The following is a 23,715-nucleotide window of genomic DNA, read 5'->3' as shown; positions in this document are numbered from 1 at the left end:
CTTGTTTATTGTTCAATTTATTCAAACTGACACAAATGTATGTTTTTTTTTAGAATGGGTAACCTATCGCTAAGTGAAAACCAAGCCCATCTTTAAATTTCGGGATATTATAATAGCCTTTTTTTCCGGTGTCATAGGGAAGGTGAAGCCCGACTCCGACATCAAATCGAACCACAAGAAAATCCATATCATAACGTACTCCGGCTCCTGTGCCTAAAGCCAGATCCTTGAGTAAATTTCCGTCAGACAAATATCCTCCGGGACGATTTTCATCTTGCCTTAACAGCCAGACATTTCCTGCATCGAGAAAAAGGGCGCCTTGCAGATCTCCTAACAAACGGAATCGATATTCAAGATTCGCTTCTATTTTAAAATCTCCCGTCTGATCGATATAGGCATACCGATTGTTCTTATCCGGAACAAAACGACCCGGCCCTATACTTCGTATCGTAAAAGCTCTCAGACTGTTGGAGCCTCCTACAAAAAACTGTTCATTATACGGTGAGATGCGGGCATTTCCATAGCTATAAATCGCACCAACCATAATACGACCTACAACTGATTGATTCCGGTCTATCCAACGATTGTATCTTAATTCATTTGTTAGTTTCACGAATTGCGCATACGGATTCCCCAGAATCGTCTTATCCCGTTTGTTGAAACTTTTTCCATTCAACGCATAAATACCGGAAATCAGATTACCGGCTTCGGTTACTGAAAACTCCCACCAGATGCGATCCCGCCATTTTCTAACCGGGCTATCATAGGTGTACGAATAATATATCGCAGGAATAAACTGATCCTGAAGACTCTGCCTCAATGCCGGATTAGCAGCAGAAAGGGTATCGTAAGCGGGAGTCGGATCGGTCAGCTTATTATACGACAACCGGAATGGGGTTATTATATGTTGACTTTTCCGTGTCGGCCGATATTCGTAAGTCAAGCTTCCTCCCAACGATAGCATTTTAAAGAAATGCGCTCGGTTCAATTGGTTACCATTCAAACGGAAGGTAGTACTTGAATAATTATCCAACCCTTTATATAGTAATCCGGGGAAAACCACACGGGGGAAAGTCAGGGCAAGACTGGCCCCGAATTCATAGCTATTTATAACACCTCCCGCATCATCAATTCTTCGTCCGGTCTGCCACTCATAAGATCCGTTTACGCTTCCTGTCAAGGACTCTCCTCCACCGAAAAGATTTCTTTTTGTCAGACTAAAAACGGTTCCCGGCCCCATATGATCATTGCTTTTCGCTTTAAAGTTAAATTCCAATTCTCCATCCAACGGATAGTCATAAATTGTGCTTATATGTAAATCAAGCGTATCGCATCTTCGAGACGTATCTCTTGGCATATACTGCATATCCGTATAACGGAATATCCCTAACTTGGAGAAAGACTCCTGCGTACGTTCCTGTCTTCTTTCAGAGTAATAATTTCCGCTTTTAAACTTTAACTGCCGATAAAGGACAGTTGGTCGTATGCGCAATTTACCTTCGTAATAAATCATCAGGTCTTTGTAAAGGAGCGAGTCGGTAGGCTTCTCATTTTCATAACCGTATAGCGAAACAGAGACTTTGCCTATTTTCCATGGGCGCAACGCGTTTCGAGGCATACTCTGATTACGCATCACTCTAAGAGAGACTTTGCCCGGAGAAATAGTTGTATCCGCCTGATAAACGATATGTTCAGGACGAAAGTAGTAATACCCTTCATTACGCAACAAGGTAGAGATACGTTGACGTTCTTCTTCTAAGCTCATTACATTAAAGTTATCTCCGGGTTTTATAATTTGCCGGTGCTTATACATTTGCATGATCGTATCCGCACGATGACGAAAACGTATGTGCCGGATGCTATCATACGTATAAGCTTCATTCATAACAATGTTATAATTTATCTTTGCTTTCAGAGAATCTTTCTTGTCGGGTATTATTTCATATGATGCCGTACCATTGAAGAAGCCATGTTCGTTCAACAGATTTTTGGCTACTCTCACGCGTATTTCGGGGTTGACTGCACTAATAAGAACAGGTTCAGCTCCCATTGTTTCGAATATCCATTTGTTGACCGCTCCTTTTCTGTTAACAAATGCATTATACACCCACAGCCCAACAGGAAAAGGAGTACGGACACTCGAACTTCCTAAAAAAGCGTTATTGGGAGCATACGCTAACGCTGCTTCTATCTCTTCTTTCGCCGTTTCGCTTGCCTTTGTATTTTCCGTATCGTCTATAGTCAGATTCTTTATACCCGTATATAAGACTTCTCCTTCCGGTAAATTACGAGTAGTATAACAAGAAGCCAGAAGGACAATCATCAGACTTAACGACACGACTATTTTAATTTTTGACCTCATTCTTCTTCAGTTACAGGTTCTGTTTTCTTTTTTCTGAAATCAAAGAGTTCAGAAAATTTAACCATCCGGCGTTTTAACACCACCCCAACTCCGGTCTCAATAATCTCCCCTTCCAGCATGCTTTCGTAATTTTTATTATGGAACAATTTAACATACCGGCTACCGCTTTCATCTAATTTATACTCTATAGATACATTGTCAATAAAATTGTCAGACTGTGTTTCTCCAACATCCTCACCGGAAGAAAGACGTCCGCCTACTACGATCCGAATCCGATCATTATAAAACCGTTTAGCAAAACGGAAAGAATAGTCCGTCCGATCTCCGTCATACGTATCCATTCCAAAAGAAATATCGACTGTCTTAAGAGCACTTCCCGCTATATTATTTATTTCATTCTGTAAGAAACTATTCAAGGCAGATCCCATATTCATACCTGATGCTGTACTATTTTTATCGACATACATTCCCGTAACCAATAGTCCGACAGCCAGTTTTCGTCGTTCATCGGCTCCTTTTGTTGTTAGTTCTGTCTGCATACTCATATCTTCCGGTGCTTCCAAAGTAAAATCAAGTGCCATATTTTCCATAGTCTGCTGGATCTTTATTCCGACGTCAAAATTCACAAGTCGGGAAGATTGTCCTTCAGGTGTAACAGAAGTACGTATTCTCTCTGTAGCTGTCAGATTCAAACGCGGATTCATCATTTCTCCGCTCCATTCTACATAACTACCTTCCTTGATGGTAAAATTCTTGGCTGACACAATGGGAAGTTCGTACCTTACTTCGCCTCCCGTAAGCGTGTATCTACCGTTAAACAGCATATCACCTAATGGTGTATATTGAAATGTCAGATCTCCCCCTCCCTCAAGTTCCACATAACTGGAGCGATTAGGGGTTAAATCAACTTTCAATTGTACGGCAGGATCTACACGAATAGTCATCAACATATCTACTCCTCCTGCGGAAAGAGCCCCCATTGGCCTTCTGCGTTTATTAAACAACGTATCTGCAAAAGACGTAAAAGTAACTAATCCATCTAACCGATCCTGCACGGTCAAAGGGGATTCAACCATTACATATGTCACATCCGTATTTCCCAATACCCGCAGGTTACCACGCATTTTAAGTGAGTTTAATGGACCTTTCAATGTGGAGTTCAGATTCACGAACATCTTTCCGTAAACAAGACTTTCTTTATTTCGCTTCACATTAAGTAATTGGAGATTATCAGCAGTCATGGTTAAGTCCGCCATCATTTTTTCCGGATCGTTCATATTGATTGTTCCATCTAAAACAAATGGATTATCTCCCGAGGCAAATACTTTATATTTATTGAATGACAACAAGTTATTTTTAATACTCACCTCCTTATTCTCAAAACGATAAGTTGATGTTGCCGCAGAGACATAGACAGATGCACTATCCGTTAATAAAGTTCCGTTTATCAAAGGCAAGTCGGTCGTTCCGCTCACAGCGAGATTCCCCTTCAGTTTTCCACCCAATGATGCCATCTTATCAGGAATAAACGGGGTAATCATATCTAACGGAAGATCCGTAATATTTGCCTCACCTTCAATCCGGTCTTTTTTCCCTGCCGTATATAATGCTGTTAACTGTACAACTTCTTCCCGATCACGATAGAAGTGCATATCCACCTGTGAATTTTGCTTATCTAACGGAAGAAACACCCCATTAAACATCAGCTCACCAACACGCCCACGTTCATATAGCAGATTATCAATATTAGCATCGGCCACCAACATATACGAATCATCCATAGGGGCATACTGTAAGTCCAGATTCAATAATCCCTGCAAATTCGGCATAAAAGAAAAGCCTTTTGACATAAGCGATAAGTCAATCTGGCTCAATTCCATATGCAGTTCTTCCATAACCCCTTCAAGCGGCATAGAGTGAATCCAAAGCGACGCATTATTATTACCTGTAAGTTTCAGGTTTGCGTCTATATCCTTTTTATTTTTTATATGAATATAATTATCCTCATTCAAAGAAAATGGATGAAAGAACAAGATTGGTTCTTCAGGGAAAAGGCTCAGTTTTATTCCCTCTTCTACTTTATCGGCTCTTATCCCGAGTTCTAATCCGATGTTTCCACGTTGATCTCTATAATAAAGCTGTGCATCACCATAATAATCACGAATCTTACCATACACCCCACCGGCAAAAGCCTCTTGATTCAGATATTTTTTCTTAATCACATCCGCATTATAGAGCAATCCTAATGTATCTTGCCGTACAGCCAACCGGACTGTATCTATCAACATGCTATCACGGATAATGGTATATACACCGGCATCAAAGCTCATTCCGCTTTCCGGCGAAGTAGAGGCAGTCATATCTATACCGGTGAAAGACAAATTGAAAAAATACTGCAAAATATTATATACCGGATTATCTTTTCTGGCTGTCACAGTCAATAACATTTCAGGTAGATCGGGGCGCAACACTTCCGTATGGATCGTCGAATCCTGTTCTATTTGTCGCCTTACGTTTTCCTGCGCCTTTGCCAATTTTTCCTGTATCGTCATCAAGTCCGATGTACCGGTAAGAACAATTCCTAAATCTCCGGCATGGAAAGAAACCCGACTTGTATCCGGATTGCTTTGAACATGTAATGTAAGTGTTTTCGGCTTAAACTGTTGACTTGATGTAGTCATTTCCCAATTACCCAAAGTCATATCGAGTAAATGATCTTTATTAAAGTCGGACTTTATTTCAGTAAACAGCTGGAAAGAGGTCGAAAACGGGTTTTCCGTCAGATGGAATCCCTGAAGGTCTATGTTTTCCACATCCGCGATCAACATCCCTTCAAGTTTGTTTCTTTCCAACAAACCCGACAAAGTCAATGTCATCCTCGCCAAAGGATACCGGCTATCCAATGTGGCCTCAAACTGATGTTCCTTAAACATCCCCTTCAGAGAGACATCAGAAACTGATCTTTCTCCATAACGAATATCCGTGATCTTGCCATTTAAGTCTGCATAAGTGCGTTTAGAATAAAGATCCGTACCTTTTCCTTTGGCTTCCACAAAGGCTGTCAACCAATACAGAGAATCCTGCGGCATAAAATGGACAGGTTCAAGGCTATCAACCTTCAGAACCGCTTCATAGGCATCATTTTTAGTATTATAAGTAGCCTCAAGAGCTATTTTTCCGGTATTCTCAGTAAACAAAAAATCTGTTTGATATACCTGGCTCTTCAAACTTGCATTACCGTTCAGCGTCATACCCGGGGGAAGATTCAGACTTTGTTGTGTTTCGGCATCAAACAAAGTTAACAGAAAGTCTAATTTATCCGTCGAAGCATCAAAGGTCAACTCTCCCGAGCGACCGATACTATCTGTCATGTTTTGTATTTTCCCGAATGCATTTAATGTAAAGGCACTGTCTAATTCAACCTTTGCCTGTTTAATTTTCAGATCAACTAAATTACCTTCAACACCGGCAGTAAGCACCAAGTCGCGGTCAGGATAAGCCGTTGCAAAAGGGGCTGAAACCGGAATACCCGAGAAAAGAAGCACATCCTCCTTTCCTACAAAAGCAGAAAAGAGTGCTCTTAACGTACCGGTTGACTGCTCATCAAGCACACTCCAAGGCATAGATGCAAGCAAACGGGCCTCCGAATAAGGTGTTTTTAAAAGAATTTCCGGTATCACAATCGAAGTAGTGTCCGCACGAACAGCACCATTCAAGGATACTATTTCTAATCCCGACCGTTCTTTTAATCTGAAATCTCTAATAACGGCATTAATTTCTTTCTCTTTATAAAAGATAGAATCAAGAGAAAATCCAACGTCCGTTAATTCAATATGATCCGAATCAAACCCTGATTCCGGAACTTTTGAATTCATATTATAGTTTAACGTCCCGTCGTTCAGACTTACATGTTCAATTGAATATTGCTCTTTTCCTAAATCCAGTAAACCATTACTCAAAAGGGTATTGGAGAGAGAAGAAGAAATCAACATAGAGTCTTCATACGTCTTAAAGGAAAAATTAAAATCATCTACAAGAACCTTTTTGAGGTCTATTTGCCAGTTTACTGCCGTAGTTGTCGTATCTTCTTTTGGTTTGCCTGTTATTTCTAAAGTAAGATCGGTTTGTGAAAGTTCAGCCAAATCCAATACTGCATTTTCAGTTTCCAAATTAATATGCTCCGCTTTCAGAAAAAGAGAGCCAATTTTGCCTTTGACAACCATCCCATCAATCAAGTCAAGCGTGTTTAGAGTTGCATTTTCAACTTTTACACCGTTAACAGATACTTCTTTTTTTAATAAGGGAAGAGGTTTTACAGAGACAGAAAGCTCCTGAATTGAAAGAATAGAATCTAAAGAGGACGATTGTACTTCTATTCCATGAACAGAAAGGTTTAATGGAAAAGAGAGCCGGATACGGTCTATCGAAATCAAGAAACCAGATGCTTCTGAAGCATAATCCGTCACCTTCTTTACTGTATAAGACTGAATAGCCGGAATATAAAGGAGCGACGAGACAATCAATACCAAGACTACCGGTATTAAACAGACTATGCCTATTCGTTTCACCCACTTATTCATACACACCTTTGAATTCTTGTCTTTACATGATAACGGTAAACAAGACCGTTTGGTTTAATATCAGGCAAAAATAGGAAGAAAAACGATGTATTTTCGTTCTCTAACCAAAAAGAAGGTATAAACCCCAGACACAAGCTGCAAAAAGAATAATTCTTAGCAGAAACAAAACATACAACAGAATTTTACCGGTTTTCGGTCCCACTTTATAAGTTGGTTCTTTATATTGCCTTTCTTTCTTCATTTCCTTTTACTTTTTACAGATAACGTTACAGGGCCTAACAATCCGTAATCTTTTAAGGAAGCATCTTTACCGGGTCCATTTATTGTCCACGTTTTACGCTTATCCTCCAGTTGCCCGGCGTCATAAACAAGACGGTTAAACCAAGTACTGGTCACCTCAATCATAAGTGTATTCTGCCCTTTTTTTATAGCATCTGTCAAGTCGAGTTTATAAGGTGATGCCCATAATGTACGTAGATGCGTCCCATTTACTGAGACACTTGCAATCATGCTGACATCTCCAAGGTCAAGAACAAATTTCATTTCCGGTTTCACCGTTTTCAGATCAAAAGTGGTAGAATAGGTCACTGTTCCTGAAAAAGCCTTCCCTTCTGCCGATAGATCTAAATCTTTCCAGGGTTGGAGCGATGTTATCTGCAATGAGGCAGGTGCCCCCCAGCCTTGCGGAAAAGACAACGTCCATTGCATATCCTGAAGAAGTGTTTTTTCGGTATCAAACTCGGGGATTTCTCTTTCTTTTTTGTTTGGCGTAAATACAAGGAAACAAGATCCGGCCTTAGGCAATACCAGACTTACTGATGTGTAATCTCCTTTTCTTGCTCCTTTTACCGGAGTAATATCACCTGTAACAGGATCCCACAGATCAACCTGTCCTACGCAACGGAAATCTAATGTTCCCTTAAAGCCCTCTCCTTGCGGAGAAGCCACAAAATACCAATCAGCTCCATCAGTCTGACGATGTAACCATAGGGCATTCCCTCCCACTACATCAGGAAGGATACCTAATTTACTTAATGCGGTGTCCAGATCTAAACCAGAAACAAGTTTTCCTTTTCCTAAATGTTGGATCTCTTTCTTTTGAGAACTGCCCCAAATGTTTTTGACAGCAGCATCAAATCTTTTCTGCGACGTATCTCCACCAATTAAAGTGGCTAATCCTTTGGGGGCATTTCCGACAACAGTAGCTCCTTCTTGAATCAATGAATAGATTTTCTCTAACGTTTCTGGTCTCATTCTCTCGTTGTCGGGAATCCACAGAACTTTATAGCTGACTCCTTCAGGGGTGACAAGCATTCCATTTTGAACACTTAGTCTGTTCAACAAGACATCCGGGTTACAATAATCATACTTGAATCCTTGTGGAAACGGTGCGTCTTGATCCGGCTTATGACTTATTTCATCGCCAAGATACCATAAGACATCTGAAACAGGTTTACCCCGTTCTAACAAGTAACTACAACGAGAAAGCCAACCGGTAAATTCCGGCATATATTTCCACCAGGTTTGTCCACGTAGGAAAGGCGTTCCGATACTTGAACCAAAGGATGTTCCAGGTGGTAAGAAATCGGTACGAGGATTATGGGTGTAGGTGTGAAAAACCAGGTGTGTTACTCCTTGTGCCATATTTACATTCGCCACTTCTTTCAGCATTTCCCATCGTTCATCCCATGTTAGATTAAAAGAAGTAAAAGCTTCTGCTGAAACACGCGGTTTTCCATATAAACGTGCTGCCGAAGTTGTCGGTTTTATCGGTTTAAAGTTTAACGACCCCACATAGTTTTCGCCTAAAGGATGCCAGAATTCACACATGGGGATATCTGCATATTTAAAGTATTCCAGAATATCTGCAGGAAAAACATCTCCGGCGGCTGTTTCATAAGAAATAGTCAGATTATTCTCTTTTGCCAATTCCGACATTCGTCCATAGAATTTATTCGCAAACAGATCACCAATCGTAGAACGCCAATCAAGTAGAAAGCGAGCTGTTGTTTCCGGGTCTTTCACAACATAGCCGAATACAGCAGGTAACCATTCACGCAAAGGATAACCACTTTTATCTTCAAATACCTGTTCCATATTCGTAGTCCAGGTTTGCGTTTTACACTCCCAACTATCCAATAGCATCCCCTTCAGCAGACCATTTTGCAAAACCCCGCCTGTAAGACGACCAATATATCCGGCAAAATGAACGTTTGGTCCTTCTTCTGATAGTTTATCACACTCCCAACCTGTACCTTCTGGAGGTGCAGGAGCATTTTTCTGGCCTGTGTTTATATGTCCTACTCGTAAAACCGTCCATTTTCCCGTAAACGGAGGTTGCCATTTAAGTGTGCCGTCATCACTCATATTATCAGAAATATCATAAATCTGATCAGCCCGTAGATATGCCTCAAGGGACTGATTTACGTGTTCTCCGGTTCTTTCAAAACCACGCAATGTCCACCCCGCTTCCGACTCCCAATTGTTTTTTCGGGCAGCGGAAAATAAACGTAACGATTTAAGAGACAGATCATGCTTGTTTACGATAGAAATCCGGTATTTAGTTACTCCTTCAACTTCGGGACAGGCTATCGACATAGGAAAATCATCTTGCCAACTACCCGAAGGTACGTCCGAATGTAATACCGTTCTGGTGGTACCGTCTGGTAAAAGAGCCTGCATCGTTACGGTTACACCCGGTTCATAACACCATCCGTGATTAAAACTATTAATTGAAGGAAGTTCCAGTGTTCTCACTTTCACGGATTCCGGGAAAGTCACGTCTATCCAATGAGGATCACTACTCGTTGTAGGAGCCAACTTTAGCGGTGTTTTAAGATCTCCTCCAAGACACTCTTCCCAATTCAGATCCCGGTTGCTATCAATCACTGAAGGCTTTAAAACGTCACCGCTATCATCCAGCGGCGTAGGGAAAGCCAACACAACTATATCCTTATAATCCCGCCAATCGTCGGCAGCCAGTGCGGGGACAGGCAAAGACAGTTGAACGGAAGATTGAGAACGAATATCTGTCCGACTAAAGGTCAAATGGCGCATCGCATTTGACGGTTTAATCCACGGTCCGCCCGACATCGCCCAACCGGGACAATTCTGCATAGTAAAACGAAGACCTAAACGGCGACATTCCTCTGCTGTATATTTAACAGCATTATCCCACAAAGGACTAAGACAAGCTATCTGAGGATCTACGCCAGGCCATGCTCCTCCAAATTGTCCATGGAAAAGTTGCACTCCCGAAATACCCGCCGCAGCGATATTTTCCAAATCTGCAGTAATCCCCGGTAAAGAAACATTTCCTCCGATATAATGAAACCAGGTTTCGGGGTAATGAACTTTAGCAGGCGAGCGAAAGGCAGTTTTATCTTTCTCTCCGAACGGTTTATTTAGCTCGACAACAGAAGGAAGACCTGCTTTTTGTCCTGAAGCGTCAACAAACAGGAAGCAACATAAAACAGATAAAAGAACAAAGCGTAGGGTTTCTATTTTCATATTTTTGATTTTACAGCTAATTTAGACAACAAAGTCAAGCAAATATATAAAAGATAACGCCAAGTTCACCACAGAACAAACAGTAACTCTAAGAGTTTTAAGTTATATTTGAAACAAATTTTTAGTTGTCTTATTTTAATATCTGTATTTTATGAAAAAGTTAATGATCATTATCTGCAGCTTATTTCTTTGCGTAGCGCTGCAAGCACAAAACAAAGACATTGTAAATCTTTGGGAATATTCCGCACCGGATGCTCCTTATGGCTATGAAAAGGGAACTTTTCTGATTAAGGAAAAGGACGGAAAACTGACCGGAGAAGTAAAAATCCAAGAATATACTGCTGCAATCAAAGAAATCAAGAAGGAGAAAGAGGGCTACACCTGTAGTTTATATATTGATGGGCAAGCGATTGACATTACGCTAAAGCTTAAAGGGAAAAACGAATTGGAAGGACAAGCTACCGGAGGAGGTATGGATATTCCTTTTACTTGTAAACCGGCAAAAAAATAAACGTACATGTTTATTATTATCGGAATCATGTTTGGAGGCATTGGGATTGGCTATCTGTTTCGGAAGATAGCCTTTCTTCAAAAGCTAAACGCAAGTATTTCTTACACTATCTATCTTCTGCTTTTTCTGTTGGGTATATCTGTCGGCACGAATGAAACGATTATGAACAATCTGGGAACGCTTGGCTTGGAGGCTTTCTTAATTGCTCTTGCAGGAACATTGGGCAGCGTAGTGGCAGCTTGGGTAGTTTATAGATTTTTCTTCAAGAGAAAAGAGAGCAACATATGAAAGGTAGTCTTATCATTGTAGGTTTTTTCGTTTTAGGTTGCTTGTTGGGGTGGACTAAGCTATTACCCTCATCATTACTGGAACAGAATTTTACTGTTTATGTACTTTATTTCCTGATGTTTCAGGTTGGCCTTAGCATTGGTAGCGACAAGAAATTAAAAGAAATACTCAGCAGTATTCGTCCTCATCTATTGTTAGTTCCCATGGCAACAATAGTGGGAACGCTGATTGCATCAGCTTTGGTCAGCTTATTGATCAGCCGGTGGAGTATGTATGATTGTCTTGCTGTCGGCAGCGGCTTTGCCTACTACTCGTTATCCTCTATCCTGATCACCGAACTAAAGGAAGCCTCACTTGGCGTACAGGTTGCAGCAGAATTAGGAACAATAGCACTTATGGCCAATATCTTCCGGGAAATAATAGCGCTACTCGGAGCTCCTCTATTTGTAAAGTATTTCGGGCGATTAGCTCCAATCTGTGCCGGCGGAGCTACCACGATGGATACCACATTGCCTGTTATCACCCGTTATTGCGGCAAAGATATGGTATTCATCTCCATCTTTCATGGAATATTAGTAGATCTCTCCGTCCCGTTTTTTGTTCCGTTCTTCTGCAGCCTTTAGATTGAAGTTCGTTACTCTACTTTCCAGACAAGAACACCTGCAGGTTCAAGGGAAGTACTGCCTATCAGTATTTCCGAATTTGCAGGAAGAGTTATTTGCTGAACATCCGATGTATAATTCAAGGCAATATAGAAACCATCACGCCATTCTTTGACTACGCCATAAGGAATCTCCTCTACAGCTACTTTTGCTTCGGTATATACGCGACGTAAAACATCTTTCTCCAGTTTACCGTCATCTGTATCAGCTCCTATATAAGTCACAGTTCCTTTGCCAAGCTTGCGATGTGTTACGGAAGCCGAATTCTTATAAAATTGATCGGCATAAGTAGCCCAGTTATCCGTGCCTTTCTGAGAAATGATTACATCCGCCCAGTTATTCCAATCATATTGCTTTCCTTCAAAATCAATTTTGCCATATCTATTCCAGGGCAGGTGATCGTAAAAGAGTTTGTCAATTCCCGCCAGATCATGGATAGGAGCCGCTAAAGGAGCCTCCCAAAGTTTTGCGTCACGGTCTTTCTGAGCCGTACGGCAAGTCAGAATTAAATGTCCTCCTTGTTTTACATAATCTGTCCACCGATCCACTAATCCGCTATCTAACAATTGATAAGCTAGAGCAATTAAGAAGGGATATGCTGAGAAATCTTCTTTTTCTGAAATAACATCAACAGGAGCCCCCAATCCTTTAAGTACATTATAGTATTTGTGCACATGAGTCATTGTTGACCATTGATCTGTTTGTTTCTGAAATTCCGTTTCCCAGTAATTATTCATATCAAACAACAGGCCTATCCGCCGAGAGGATAATTCTTTCGGCATCTTCTTTTTCGGATCATAAGCTTTACGTAGTTGCTTAATCTCACGGGCCGTCTGCACGTATTCTTCTCCTCCGGGAGACATAGTTACGCCATCTGTCATAATCATACCGTAATGATACTGTTCACTTCCTTTTAGCGGTTGGCGGAAACGATAATTGCAGACAAATCGTCCTCCTCCGGCAAATACATGATATACCCACATACGTACAGCTCCGGGCATTGGTTGTGGATTATAAATACCCCAGTTCACTTGTCCCGGCTGCAATTCCATGACACCATAAGTTTTGCCGACGGTATTCCGAAATTGGTCATTAGAGAAACCGATATCTTCAGGTATTCCTAAGCGAAAACCCTGTTCTCCGATTCCCTGTTTATGGCCGGTCACTAAATAACGCGTATAGGTCAAGAAATCGGTATGGTCTATCCTTACAGGATCAACCGGATTAAAAATCGGAATCAAATTCGTTGTTATCCATTGCATCGAATCTATTTTCCGGCGCAACACATCCGCCTGCATATTCACAAATCCGGCCAGTTCATCCGCCATAAAACGATTCATATCAAGCATCGCGTGGGGGTTCGGTTTCTCCGGAAGTTCCTGTTGATTCGGAAGTCGTATCTGATCGAATGTCTGATAAGTTTCACTCCAGAAACTATTTCCCCAAACCTCATTCAATTTCTCAATCGTTCCGTATTTCTTTTGTAACCAGAGCCGGAACTTCCCTTGTGCATTCTGACTATAGTCCACCAATCCGTAATGTCCGGGTTCGTTATCTATCTGCCACCCTATAACTGTAGGATTCTTGCCGTAATGTTCTGCCAGTTTTGATACAATATTTTCAACATAAGCCCGATAACGATCACTACTCCAGGAAGCATGCTGGCGACGACCGTGCTGAATATTCACGCCATTATCCCGCTGTGTCAGAATGTCCGGATAGTTTTTCGACAACCAAACGGGTGGTGTCGGACTTGGCGTACACATAATCACCTTCAACCCATACTTTTCTGCTAAGGAAACAGCCTTATCCAACCATTCAAAATCATATTTACCCTCTTCCGGCTCCAACATACCCCATGCAAATTCGCCAAAGTGAGTAAATTGGATTCCCATTTCAGACATCTTCTTCAAATCTCTTTCCCATTGAGATTCGTTCCATTGTTCCGGATAATAATAGGAGCCTAATGCAAAAAGGTCTTTCTTTGAGAAAGATTGATCGACCGGAGATTGTGAAAATGCTACGGCCGAAAACAACAAACTTAGAACAGATAGTACTATTTTCATTACATTCTATTTAAACTATTCTTTGATTAAGCACAGATTACCAACCAACCTGCTGAGGCGTATTCGTTGGTCCGTTAACCCGCAACTTCCCATTTTCGTCGAAATACAGACGATCCATACAAACCACACGATCCCAGTTTGGTTTCTGGCATTGCGGATCCGCGTGGCGATGATAAATTATATACAGTTCCCCGTCAGGAGCTTCAACAATCGAATTATGGCCGGGCGATGACACACCCTTTGAAAGATCGGTCGTCATCAGGGGATTATCTTCACTCTTTGCCCAAGGGCCTAACGGATTCTTTGCATAAGACACCCCAACTCCATAATATTCATAGCCCGTATCATTCGCAGAATAAGTCATATAATACGTGTCTCCTCTTTTAAAGACAAAAGCCCCTTCATTACATCTGTTCTTACTCCAGTTTACCTTTTCCCAGTCCTGTGAAGCGGAAGACACAAAGACCACATCTCCGTCAAGCCCGGAAAGATCCTTCTTCAATTTGGCAGCGTATAATTCACCGGTACCGATCGGCCCCTCATACGTTACATTCTTGCTAATATATAAATAAGGCGTATCATCGTCATCCACAAATATATCCGCATCGATAGCCGAATAGCCCAAATCAAACCAAGGAGTATAAAGGTCAACAAAAGGACCTTCCGGTTTATCACTAACGGCAAGACAGGTCAACATACGATCAACCCCTTTAACATAACAACTATACGTCATATAGAATTTACCTTTATAATACTCCACTTCCGGTGCCCAAAAAGCAAAACTCCCGATATGATTCTCCGGTTTCTTATAAAGAACACCCTTATAATTCCAGGTAATCAAATCAGTCGAAGTATAACAAGCAAACCCTTCTCCTTCCGGAAGAACCGTAGTTCCCGTCATATAGTAAACACTATCGTGTTGATAAACAAAAGGATCAGCAATAAACAACTTCGCACTGTCCGTCGTCATCAACGGATTGGTATAACTCTTGGTCTGTTTTGTAGCAGATTGCCTACAGCTTGCCAACAACAAGCATAAAGAAGAAAGTAATACAAAGTAAAAACGTTTCATATAAATGAGTGATCAATAAGTTTATAATAGTTTATTTTTCTACAATTAATATCGAGGCTTCCGTTATCCCATAATCCGACAAAGAATAGTTCCTGTTCTTTGATGGAGTGGACAGAAATGATCCGTATCCCAACAAGTCACTTATAAAAGGATTTACCGAACCATATTTAGGTTTAATGAACAATACGCAATAGTCACCCTTAACGGCATATCCGATCTGAAAAGAAAGAGCATTTGATTCACCTGAGATTTTACTATTGATACGGGGTGTTTTCCCTTTTTCAAATCGCACACTTAATTCGATTGCGCAATCATCAGTCAGATCAATTCTTAACGTACTATGTACAAGAGATGCAAGTACAGCTCCTAAAGCAGACCAATCACCTTCCGGCAGACGTTGATCAGCCACTAACACAGCATCGCTTCTCTTTCCTTTTATGCGCTGCAACAAAGATAAGTCGAAAGGACTTAACAACTGAGGAGTACGCATAGCGCAATTTACAAAAGTAAAATTTTCTTCTACATCTTTACCTATCACTCCCGGATTGATATCAAATATCTTATAGCCTTGCTTCGCTACCTCAATTATACTATTGGAGATTTTCACCTGAAACGGTTCTACAGCTCCATGATCTTTATAAATAAAAGACGTACCAAAATTCTTCAAATAAGAATAAAAGATGTTTTTATCAAGAATCAGAGTGGGGTTCACATCTTTTGCCAAAACAATAGACTTATCAATCGTATCGAAATAAACTTCATTAAAAACAAAGAAACCTCCTGTTTCCACACGTATTCCTTCTGTTTTCCGGAAATTTTCTTTTCCTATATCCAGACCGCCGCCAGTATTCATGGAGAGAATATGAACATGATTCAAAATAAGACCGGCCGATTTTGTTACAATTCCATATTTAGTTGCATAAATAAATGTATTAGACATTTTAATATCACAGCATGAATGATCAATATAGATACCATACACCTCTTCATTAGAAGATATTCCTTGTATGGTTATATTATCAATCTTCGTATCACAACTGCCGGTTCCTCTAAAGTCGTCGGTAACATGTATCCGGATATGTGTTTTGCGTCCTTTAAACAAACTCATCGCTCTTAATGAAACCAATTGCTTAAGCCCATTCACCAGTATGCCATTATCCACATTAGAACAATCGAACATCCCACCTTCAATATACGAAAAACGACGATGCGTTACATCCGGCGTTGACATTTCTGAATAACCGATCTTCAGCAAGGCCTCTAACTGCAGGTCAGTCTTGATCAATGCGTTCTTATCAAATACAATATTAACATTCTTGGTATAATCAAACGGAAGAACGATCGGCTCCGTAAGGTTATAAACACCAGCAGGGAAATAGAGTGTTTTCCCGTAACTCTTTTTCACCAATTCGTTCAGTTCTGAACCAATTTGCGATCCGTCATTCTTAACCTTGAATTTTATCACGGATATAATATCATCAACCTTCTTCTTATCTTCTACGCCAAAGGCATAAATAGAGAAACTAAGAAGGAAAAGAAAGAGTGTCGTACATGTTTTTTTTATCATGGTAATAAGGTTTAATTTTTCTAATAAAAAAGAGATATAGAAAGATAGATTCTTGATTTCATTCAATTATCAAACTTTCCATATCTCTATAATTACATGAACATAAAAATTAATAACCCGGGTTATTCTCAACTACACCTCCCGATTCAATAATCACTTTTGGAGGAATAGGGAATAACACCATATGATCTTTTGCCGGATAACCCATTTTCTGACCATATTCGATATATTTCCCGAATCGAATCATATCTTGACGTCTCCATCCTTCAAAATAAAGTTCGCGACCTCGTTCGGCCAATAGAAACTCTTTGAATTTCTCTTTGCTTGTTTGGATATCCAATGGGATTGTATGAGTTACGCCTGAACGATCCGTGATTTGTTTCAGATAACCTAAAGCCTTATCAGTCGGCCCATTCAGTTCATTTTCAATTTCAGCCAATGACAAGATAACGTCTGCATATCTGCATATAACTAAAGGAATATTTCCGGCACTTGTTAAATCCTTTGGCAATAAATATTTTACCATAATTGCTCCGTATGGTAAGCGTTCTCCCTGATTTCCTTCCCGAGAATAAAAAGCACCATCAGGTCCCGTATAACGATCTGCTATACCAGCAAGACGCTTATCGTCTTTTGCATATGAATCGTAAAAATCCCAGGGCATCATAGTTACACCCCAATATGGAGTTACTTTTATACCGCAAACCTCTGCACAAGTGGGAGGTATCATATAAAAGAACCATTCATTTCCCATTTGAACACCGCTCGGAACCGACCAGATATTCTCATTATTATGTTCTTCAGTAAACACTTTACTATAATCTTCCGCAAGAGAATACCCCATTTGTGTTAGACTCTCAGCATAGGGCAATGCCTTATCATATTGATGGTCATTCATATAGAGCTTCATCAACAACATAGAAGCAACGCCCTTATTTACTTTTCCCCAATTTTCCGTATTGTTAGTCTTATCGTATAAATAAGGGATCGCTTCAGTCAGGTCTTTTACCATTTGATTAAAATACTCTTCTTTTGAAGGACGCGGTTCATACTTTATATTTTCTAATTTAGTCGGATCTGTAACAACCGGTATCGGACCATATAAGTCATAGAAACAGAACATTAACCAGGCTCTCAAACATTTTGTTTCGGCCATCAGTCCCTTTCTCGTTTCTTCCGGGATTTCATTTGATTTATCTAAAACATCCAGAATATAAGTTGCGCGACTTATATTACGACTTACCGTATAAGTGGAATACGTATCAAAAGCACTCCCCCAGTTAAAAAAGATTTCCTGATGTTCTATATTATAGATCTCATCTGTAGTCATCTCAGACAGACCTAACCAGCCACCGTAACCTGTAGTAAAAAGAGGCCAGCACCATACACCGTTACTATTATCATTTACAGCTCCTGAATTACATTTAAAGTATGCATACAGACCTGTCAACAAAGATTCTGCATCTTCTTCAGTTTTCGGAAAATTCGTTTCTGCGAATGATGAATAAACCTTTGAATCCAAATCACATGAATTAAAGGAGACAGTCATGCAAAATACCAATAGTGAATATATTATTTTCGTCTTCATGATTCTTTCAGATTAATTTTAAAACGTAATATCAACACCAACAACTACAGTAAACGGGATAGGAAAAGGAGCGGCATTTTTTTCCATTTCAGGATCCAGGCCATCATAGTTAGAGAACAACAGCGTATTTTGTAAATCCATATACACAGAAGCATTAGAAGCAATTTTACTTCCTTCAAGCCAGTTTTTTGGTAATGTATAAGTCACCTTTATATCTTTGAAACGTAAATAGTTTACATTTTTCAACGTAAAGTCATCTGTTCCTGATTTATTACTGTTTGCAGCTGCATTCGGAGCTATACCCGGATACCAACCTGTTGTATTGAAAGATGTCCAAACATCCTTGTAGTGGTAACTTGTATTCAGTTTATCACCTGCCAAACCGCGGAACAACCACGCATCATAAGACTTCTGCCCTAATACTCCGTAAGTATCAATATCGATTTGTACATTTTTAATCCGCAAACTAGTACCTAAACCAAAATTAAGTTTTGGTTCCTGATTACCCAGTTTCACTATATCATTGTCATCTAATACGCCGTCACCATTAATATCAACAAACTTCTTATTCCCCGGATAAGAATCCGGTTGAAGCACTTTTCCATTAGATGTATATTCCTGCACTTCTTCTAACGACTGAAAAATACCATTTGTCTTCCATCCATAAATCGGGCTCAGATCGTCACGTTCTTTTATCCACGGTGCTAAATCCACCTCCGGATTACGTTCCACCCAATACGAATGATTATGACTAAAATTCAAATATGCATTCCAGTCAAGATCTTTTTTCTCCATAATAATACCCTTTAACGCAAACTCATAACCGGTACTACGTGTAGAGCCAACATTTTTAGCCAACGTTGCCACCATATCAGTCGCAGGCAATGACGCAAAGTCCAGCAAATCTTTTGCCGTACGAACATAATAATCCACACTTCCTGAGAGACGGTCGCTAAAGAGAGAAAAATCCACACCGGCATTTACCGTTACATCTGTCTCCCATTTCAAATTCTTATTTCCTTTTTGTTTTTGAATTATCCCTTTATTAAGTGTTCCATTGAAATAATACAAAGCACCGGTAGCCATGCCATACGTCGTCAAACTATAATTGCCGTTAGTCAATATACTTTCATTCCCTGACGTTCCGACCCCAGCTCTCACTTTTAAGTAATTCAAATCCTTCATATTTTTCATAAAGCTTTCTTCTGAAATAGTCCATGCCGCTGATATTCCAGGGAACCATCCCCATTTGTGGTTAGCAGCAAAAACAGAAGAACCGTCATTACGAAGAGTTGCACCAACCGTATATCGATCTTTGTAAGTATAATTAAATCGTCCGAAATAAGACAATTTGTTCCGTTCCCATCTACCTGAACTATAGGTTGTTTGATCAACATCTGATGATAATTCCAAATAATTATTTTCAAGTGCATCTGATGGAAAATTGAAAACCGTTACAGAATAATTATTTCCGGATGTTACATAGTAACCTGTACCTAAAACTGCATTCAGGCGATGATTCTGGCCGATTTGTTTATCAAAAGTCAGATATTCTTCGATTCCATAATTATTATTGTATGCATTAGAATATCCACCAAAATTACGTTGCGTTTGTTGTGGCAAAATAGACTTGGAAGGAGAAAAGACATCTCTGTTTTCATCCGTTTTATCTATAGACAACTGAACATTAGCTTTAAGTTCCGGCAAAATTTTAAATTCTAAATTCGGCGCAAACATAATACGCTTTGTTGTTGTCTCATCTTTCATGTAACTCCAAGCCAATGGATTAGCAGACATTGCATTTTCCGGTGCTGTAAGATTTCCGAATTCGTCTTCTAGCGGAAGACGAGGAGAAAAATACAGTGCCGCATTAGTCTGGTTCGCCTCATTTGCATTCCCACGCCACATACCTGATGATGGATTGCTGGCATTCAACAAGGAGTACATACTTGAAAGATTTAATTTCAATCTCTTGCTAAAGTTTGCTTCTATGTTTACACGACCACTAAAACGTTCCAGATCACTTATTTTCATCAATGATTTTTGATTAAAATAATTAAAGGAAGCATACACTTTGAAATTTTCACTACCCGCATTAAAGGACACATTGTGGTTATTGATCAGACCTGTACGACTTACAGAATCAAAATGGTCATATGATTCTGTTTGTTTTAGTTGTTCTTCATTATATAAAACACTCCAACCTGAACTTGGAGCTGATGTATTTCCATAGGGAGCATAACGATTAATATACAACCACTGTTCTTTCATTCCCAAGTTAGCCAGATTCATAAAATCCTGTGCGTTCAACATATCGTAATATTTTTTCACCCCCTGAGCGGAGAATGAACCACTATAAGTTACCTTGGGTTTTCCACTTTGTCCTTTCTTTGTAGTAATAAGAATTACACCATTTGCCGCAGAAGATCCGTAAATAGCTGTGGCACTCGCATCTTTCAAAACATCAATAGAGGCTATATCATTTGGATTCAATGTTGCCAACGGGCTTCTATCCGAACCATCTCTTAAAACTGTGCTAAGCAAGCCAGAAGGTCCAACTTTCGCAGCTTTATTAGATTCTGAACTTACAATCATACCGTCTATTACATACAGCGGGCTATTAGAGCCATTTGGAGATAATTTTCCACGAATATTAACAGACATAGCACTTCCCGGCTGAGCTGAATTCTGGGAAATTATCAAACCGGCGACTTTCCCTTGTAATAAATTATCCGCACTGACAGCATTCGGCGCTTCAATATCTTTCGCTTTGACAGAAGAAATCGCTCCTGTAATTGTCTTTTTTAGTTGAGAGCCGTAGCCCACAACCACTACTTCCTCCAATACTTCCGTGTCTTCTTGAAGAGTGATCGATAGAGATTCCTGATTCCCAACTTTGATTTCTATGGGTCTATAGCCGATATAAGACACCGACAATATAGCATCGGGACTGACCCTCAACGTAAATCGTCCATCCATATCTGTGATGATACCGTTTGTTGTTCCTTTTTCTATAACATTAGCACCAATGACAGATTCTCCTTTTTGGTCAACAACGATTCCGGAGATAATCTTATCGTTTTGCTGAGTGTTTCCACTCTTTACTGAAGGTGATAAAACGATATAATTATCAGAAAGTTCATATTTCATACTTTTATCTTTCAATGCCTCATCAAGTAATTCTGACACTTTCGCTTTTTTAGTACTTAATGAAACATCAAAATTTGATTTTATCTCACTCGTGCTGTAAACAATCAAATAATCTGTCTGACTCTCAATCTCTTTAAACAATTCTTCTATTGAAAGTCTCTCTGACCGGAGTTCTACAACGGCATTCTGCGCCTCACCTGTAAAGGCAAACATCTGTGAGACGAAAACAAACATACATAAGAAGGCTATCTTCATAATCCTGAATGTTTTTTTGATTAGTTTTTGGTATAACCAATGGGTTAACAAAGAATTTTTTTTCATATCTTCGTTTAATTAAGTAAATACTATGTTTTAATCAATGGGTTTACTTTCACAATCGGCAGGTGTTGCAACCATCTGCCGATTTTTTATATTGTTCACGGGCTCATACTAATACGGATTTAAAATGTTAACAATTTTATTTTGATAATACAATTCTATTTAGTTCGTCATTTTTTTCTATTTTAAATTTATGAATCTTCTGAATAACCTGCAAAATGGTCAGAATACCATCTCGTTGCCGAAATTTACCGACATATTCATAGTCCAATATCTCCGGATCTTTGACAACAATATCCACATCAAAATACAATTCTAATTTTTCTATTATGTTTGCTAATTTCTGTTTTTTAAAGACATAGATTCCATCCTTCCACAACAATGTTTCCACATCCATCTTTCTTAAGTTGAATGTATTTCCTGCTTGTACCAAAAATTGTCCGGGGGATAAGACCAAACCTTTGGATTCGAATTCCGGAAAATATGTTTTTACAGAACCTTCTTGCAGATACACCTCCGTACGCTCCATTTCAGGATAACTACACACATTAAACTCTGTCCCCAATGCTTTCACATCAATTGTTTGTGTTGAAACGATAAAGGGCATTTTTGCATTTTTCGTCACACTAAAAAAGCCTTCTCCGGAAAGAAATACTTTTCTCTCACCGGTAAAAACCGAAGGATAAGTAAGACGGGAACGGGCATTCAACCAAACCTTCGTTCCATCCGGTAAAGTCAATTCAGCGCGTTGTCCGGCCGGTACATTCAGTTCTTGCTGCGCAGCTACAAATTCAGGACTTTTTGACTGATAGAAATTATACGACAAAAACCAGGAAGATAATACGGCAAGAACCAGAACGGCAGCATAGCGCCCCCATTTAAGGGCAAGTCGCCGTATTTTCCAACGATCCATGCGTTGCCGGAATTCCATGTATTTATCCTCTCCTGCCCGCCTGTTAGCCGCAGCATTCTGCAAACCGATTAAACTATGTAAATGCTGATACTCTATGATTCGAGATTTTAAAGACGAGTCACTATAAGCCTCTTTCAACAACTCAGCTTCTTCATCTTTGTTTAGCTTACCCTGACAATATTTAATAATACGTTCATCCACAGTATTCGTTTCTTTGTATAAGTTAACGAACAGCGAAAGCAATCCCCCTAAAGAAAACCATTATTTTTTCAGTTCGAGAAAAGAAACAAAAGAAGGGGCAGGCAATTTTTTAATTCTTCCCTCATCTTTTTGTAAGCGATCGTAATCTGGTTTTCAACCGTTTTTATGGAAATTCCAAGCTCTTCAGCAATTTCCCGCTGTTTTTTTCCTTCAATTTTACTTTTTATAAAAATCTCACGGCAGCGTTCCGGCAGTGTATTCAAAGCGTTTTCAATAAGCGTTCCTATCTGTTGTTCTGACTTCCATTCCACATCAAAAGCGTCCAAAGAATCATACTTCATGCGAAGAGATAAATCAAATTCTTTTTGCAGGTTTTCTTTCGCTTCCTGTTCTAATAGTTTCCGACGCAGGTGATCTATACATTTATTCTTAACAGAAGTAAATAAATAAGCGACAAGGTTTATACGATCGTCTTCTATTATCTTTTTCTGATAAAGATCGGCGAAAACATCCTGTGTTATATTCTCCGCATCCTCTTCAGAAAAGACATATTCACAAGCAAAAAACTTCACCCGAGAATACCATGTTATATAGAAAGACTTAAATTCCATCCAACCACTCTTTTACTTCTAACAAAGGAAAAACATATTTTTGAAGCCAACAAAAATAAAACCGATAATCAGTAACCATTCATACTCTTTAGGTAATGATAAATGTGCGACTGAACAGAAATGAGCTATTCTAACAATTTATAACTTTTTCAACTCTTTTTCTTACTGTTGAAAAAACCGGGATCTTGTTTCCACGCTCAAAAAAGATAGAATAAGACCAAAAAAGATTCGATATAGACCAATTTTAGCCGTTTTAGCGTCAAAACATAAAGGATATAATTTCAAAAATATCCTTTATATGAAAAAAAATAATAGT

General features: G+C 39.6%; 13 protein-coding genes. 3 read left to right on the top strand and 10 right to left on the bottom strand.

The window, feature by feature from the left end; genetic code table 11:
• Positions 1-49 precede the first annotated feature (49 nt).
• The 3 genes from PHT93_RS00310 to PHT93_RS00300 form a co-directional block, all read right to left on the bottom strand.
• Positions 50-2,362, bottom strand: coding sequence for a BamA/TamA family outer membrane protein (locus PHT93_RS00310; protein ID WP_300238141.1), 2,313 nt, complete (start codon positions 2,360-2,362; stop codon positions 50-52).
• The gene (locus PHT93_RS00305) at positions 2,359-6,942 is read right to left on the bottom strand and encodes a translocation/assembly module TamB domain-containing protein (RefSeq protein ID WP_300238140.1); all 4,584 of its coding nucleotides are present in this window, start codon (positions 6,940-6,942) and stop codon (positions 2,359-2,361) included. The genes PHT93_RS00310 and PHT93_RS00305 overlap by 4 nt, the downstream gene beginning before the upstream one ends.
• A gap of 237 nt (positions 6,943-7,179) precedes the next feature.
• Positions 7,180-10,452 (bottom strand): glycosyl hydrolase, encoded by a 3,273-nt coding sequence (locus PHT93_RS00300; RefSeq protein ID WP_300238139.1) that lies wholly within the window; start codon positions 10,450-10,452, stop codon positions 7,180-7,182.
• A 151-nt stretch (positions 10,453-10,603) separates the two neighbouring features.
• On the opposite strand from PHT93_RS00300, the gene PHT93_RS00295 reads away from it, so the two are divergent.
• From PHT93_RS00295 to PHT93_RS00285, 3 genes are read left to right on the top strand one after another with little or no spacing between them, the layout of a single operon-like run.
• Positions 10,604-10,963: a hypothetical protein gene (locus PHT93_RS00295; protein ID WP_300238138.1), complete on the top strand. Its 360-nt coding sequence runs from the start codon at positions 10,604-10,606 to the stop codon at positions 10,961-10,963.
• 6 nt (positions 10,964-10,969) lie between these two features.
• Complete coding sequence (locus tag PHT93_RS00290) at positions 10,970-11,251, top strand: LysO family transporter (protein WP_300238137.1); 282 nt, start codon at positions 10,970-10,972, stop codon at positions 11,249-11,251.
• Positions 11,248-11,874 (top strand): lysine exporter LysO family protein, encoded by a 627-nt coding sequence (locus PHT93_RS00285; protein ID WP_300238136.1) that lies wholly within the window; start codon positions 11,248-11,250, stop codon positions 11,872-11,874. Before PHT93_RS00290 ends, PHT93_RS00285 begins: the two co-directional genes overlap by 4 nt.
• A gap of 11 nt (positions 11,875-11,885) precedes the next feature.
• On the opposite strand, the gene PHT93_RS00280 is transcribed toward PHT93_RS00285, so the two are convergent.
• The 7 genes from PHT93_RS00280 to PHT93_RS00250 form a co-directional block, all read right to left on the bottom strand.
• Positions 11,886-13,979, bottom strand: a complete 2,094-nt coding sequence (locus PHT93_RS00280) for a beta-galactosidase (RefSeq protein WP_300238135.1) — start codon at positions 13,977-13,979, stop codon at positions 11,886-11,888.
• A gap of 37 nt (positions 13,980-14,016) precedes the next feature.
• Positions 14,017-15,051 (bottom strand): glycoside hydrolase family 43 protein, encoded by a 1,035-nt coding sequence (locus tag PHT93_RS00275; RefSeq protein WP_300238134.1) that lies wholly within the window; start codon positions 15,049-15,051, stop codon positions 14,017-14,019.
• Positions 15,052-15,082: 31 nt separating this feature from the next.
• Positions 15,083-16,618, bottom strand: coding sequence for a right-handed parallel beta-helix repeat-containing protein (locus tag PHT93_RS00270; protein ID WP_300238133.1), 1,536 nt, complete (start codon positions 16,616-16,618; stop codon positions 15,083-15,085).
• A 109-nt stretch (positions 16,619-16,727) separates the two neighbouring features.
• On the bottom strand, positions 16,728-18,206 hold the full coding sequence (locus PHT93_RS00265) for a RagB/SusD family nutrient uptake outer membrane protein (protein WP_300238132.1): 1,479 nt from the start codon (positions 18,204-18,206) through the stop codon (positions 16,728-16,730).
• A gap of 18 nt (positions 18,207-18,224) precedes the next feature.
• Complete coding sequence (locus PHT93_RS00260) at positions 18,225-21,611, bottom strand: TonB-dependent receptor (RefSeq protein ID WP_300238131.1); 3,387 nt, start codon at positions 21,609-21,611, stop codon at positions 18,225-18,227.
• 202 nt (positions 21,612-21,813) lie between these two features.
• Positions 21,814-22,788, bottom strand: coding sequence for a FecR domain-containing protein (locus PHT93_RS00255; RefSeq protein ID WP_300238130.1), 975 nt, complete (start codon positions 22,786-22,788; stop codon positions 21,814-21,816).
• 68 nt (positions 22,789-22,856) lie between these two features.
• Positions 22,857-23,399 carry an RNA polymerase sigma-70 factor gene (locus tag PHT93_RS00250; RefSeq protein WP_300238129.1) on the bottom strand — a complete coding sequence of 181 codons (543 nt, stop codon included), beginning with the start codon at positions 23,397-23,399 and terminating at the stop codon, positions 22,857-22,859.
• Between the last annotated feature and the right edge of the window lie 316 nt (positions 23,400-23,715).

It is taken from the genome of Massilibacteroides sp. (assembly GCF_028705895.1).
Taxonomy (GTDB): Bacteria; Bacteroidota; Bacteroidia; order Bacteroidales; family Tannerellaceae; genus Massilibacteroides.
The sequence above is the reverse complement of the archived record's forward strand: the minus strand, read 5'-3'. Positions and strand labels throughout refer to the sequence as shown.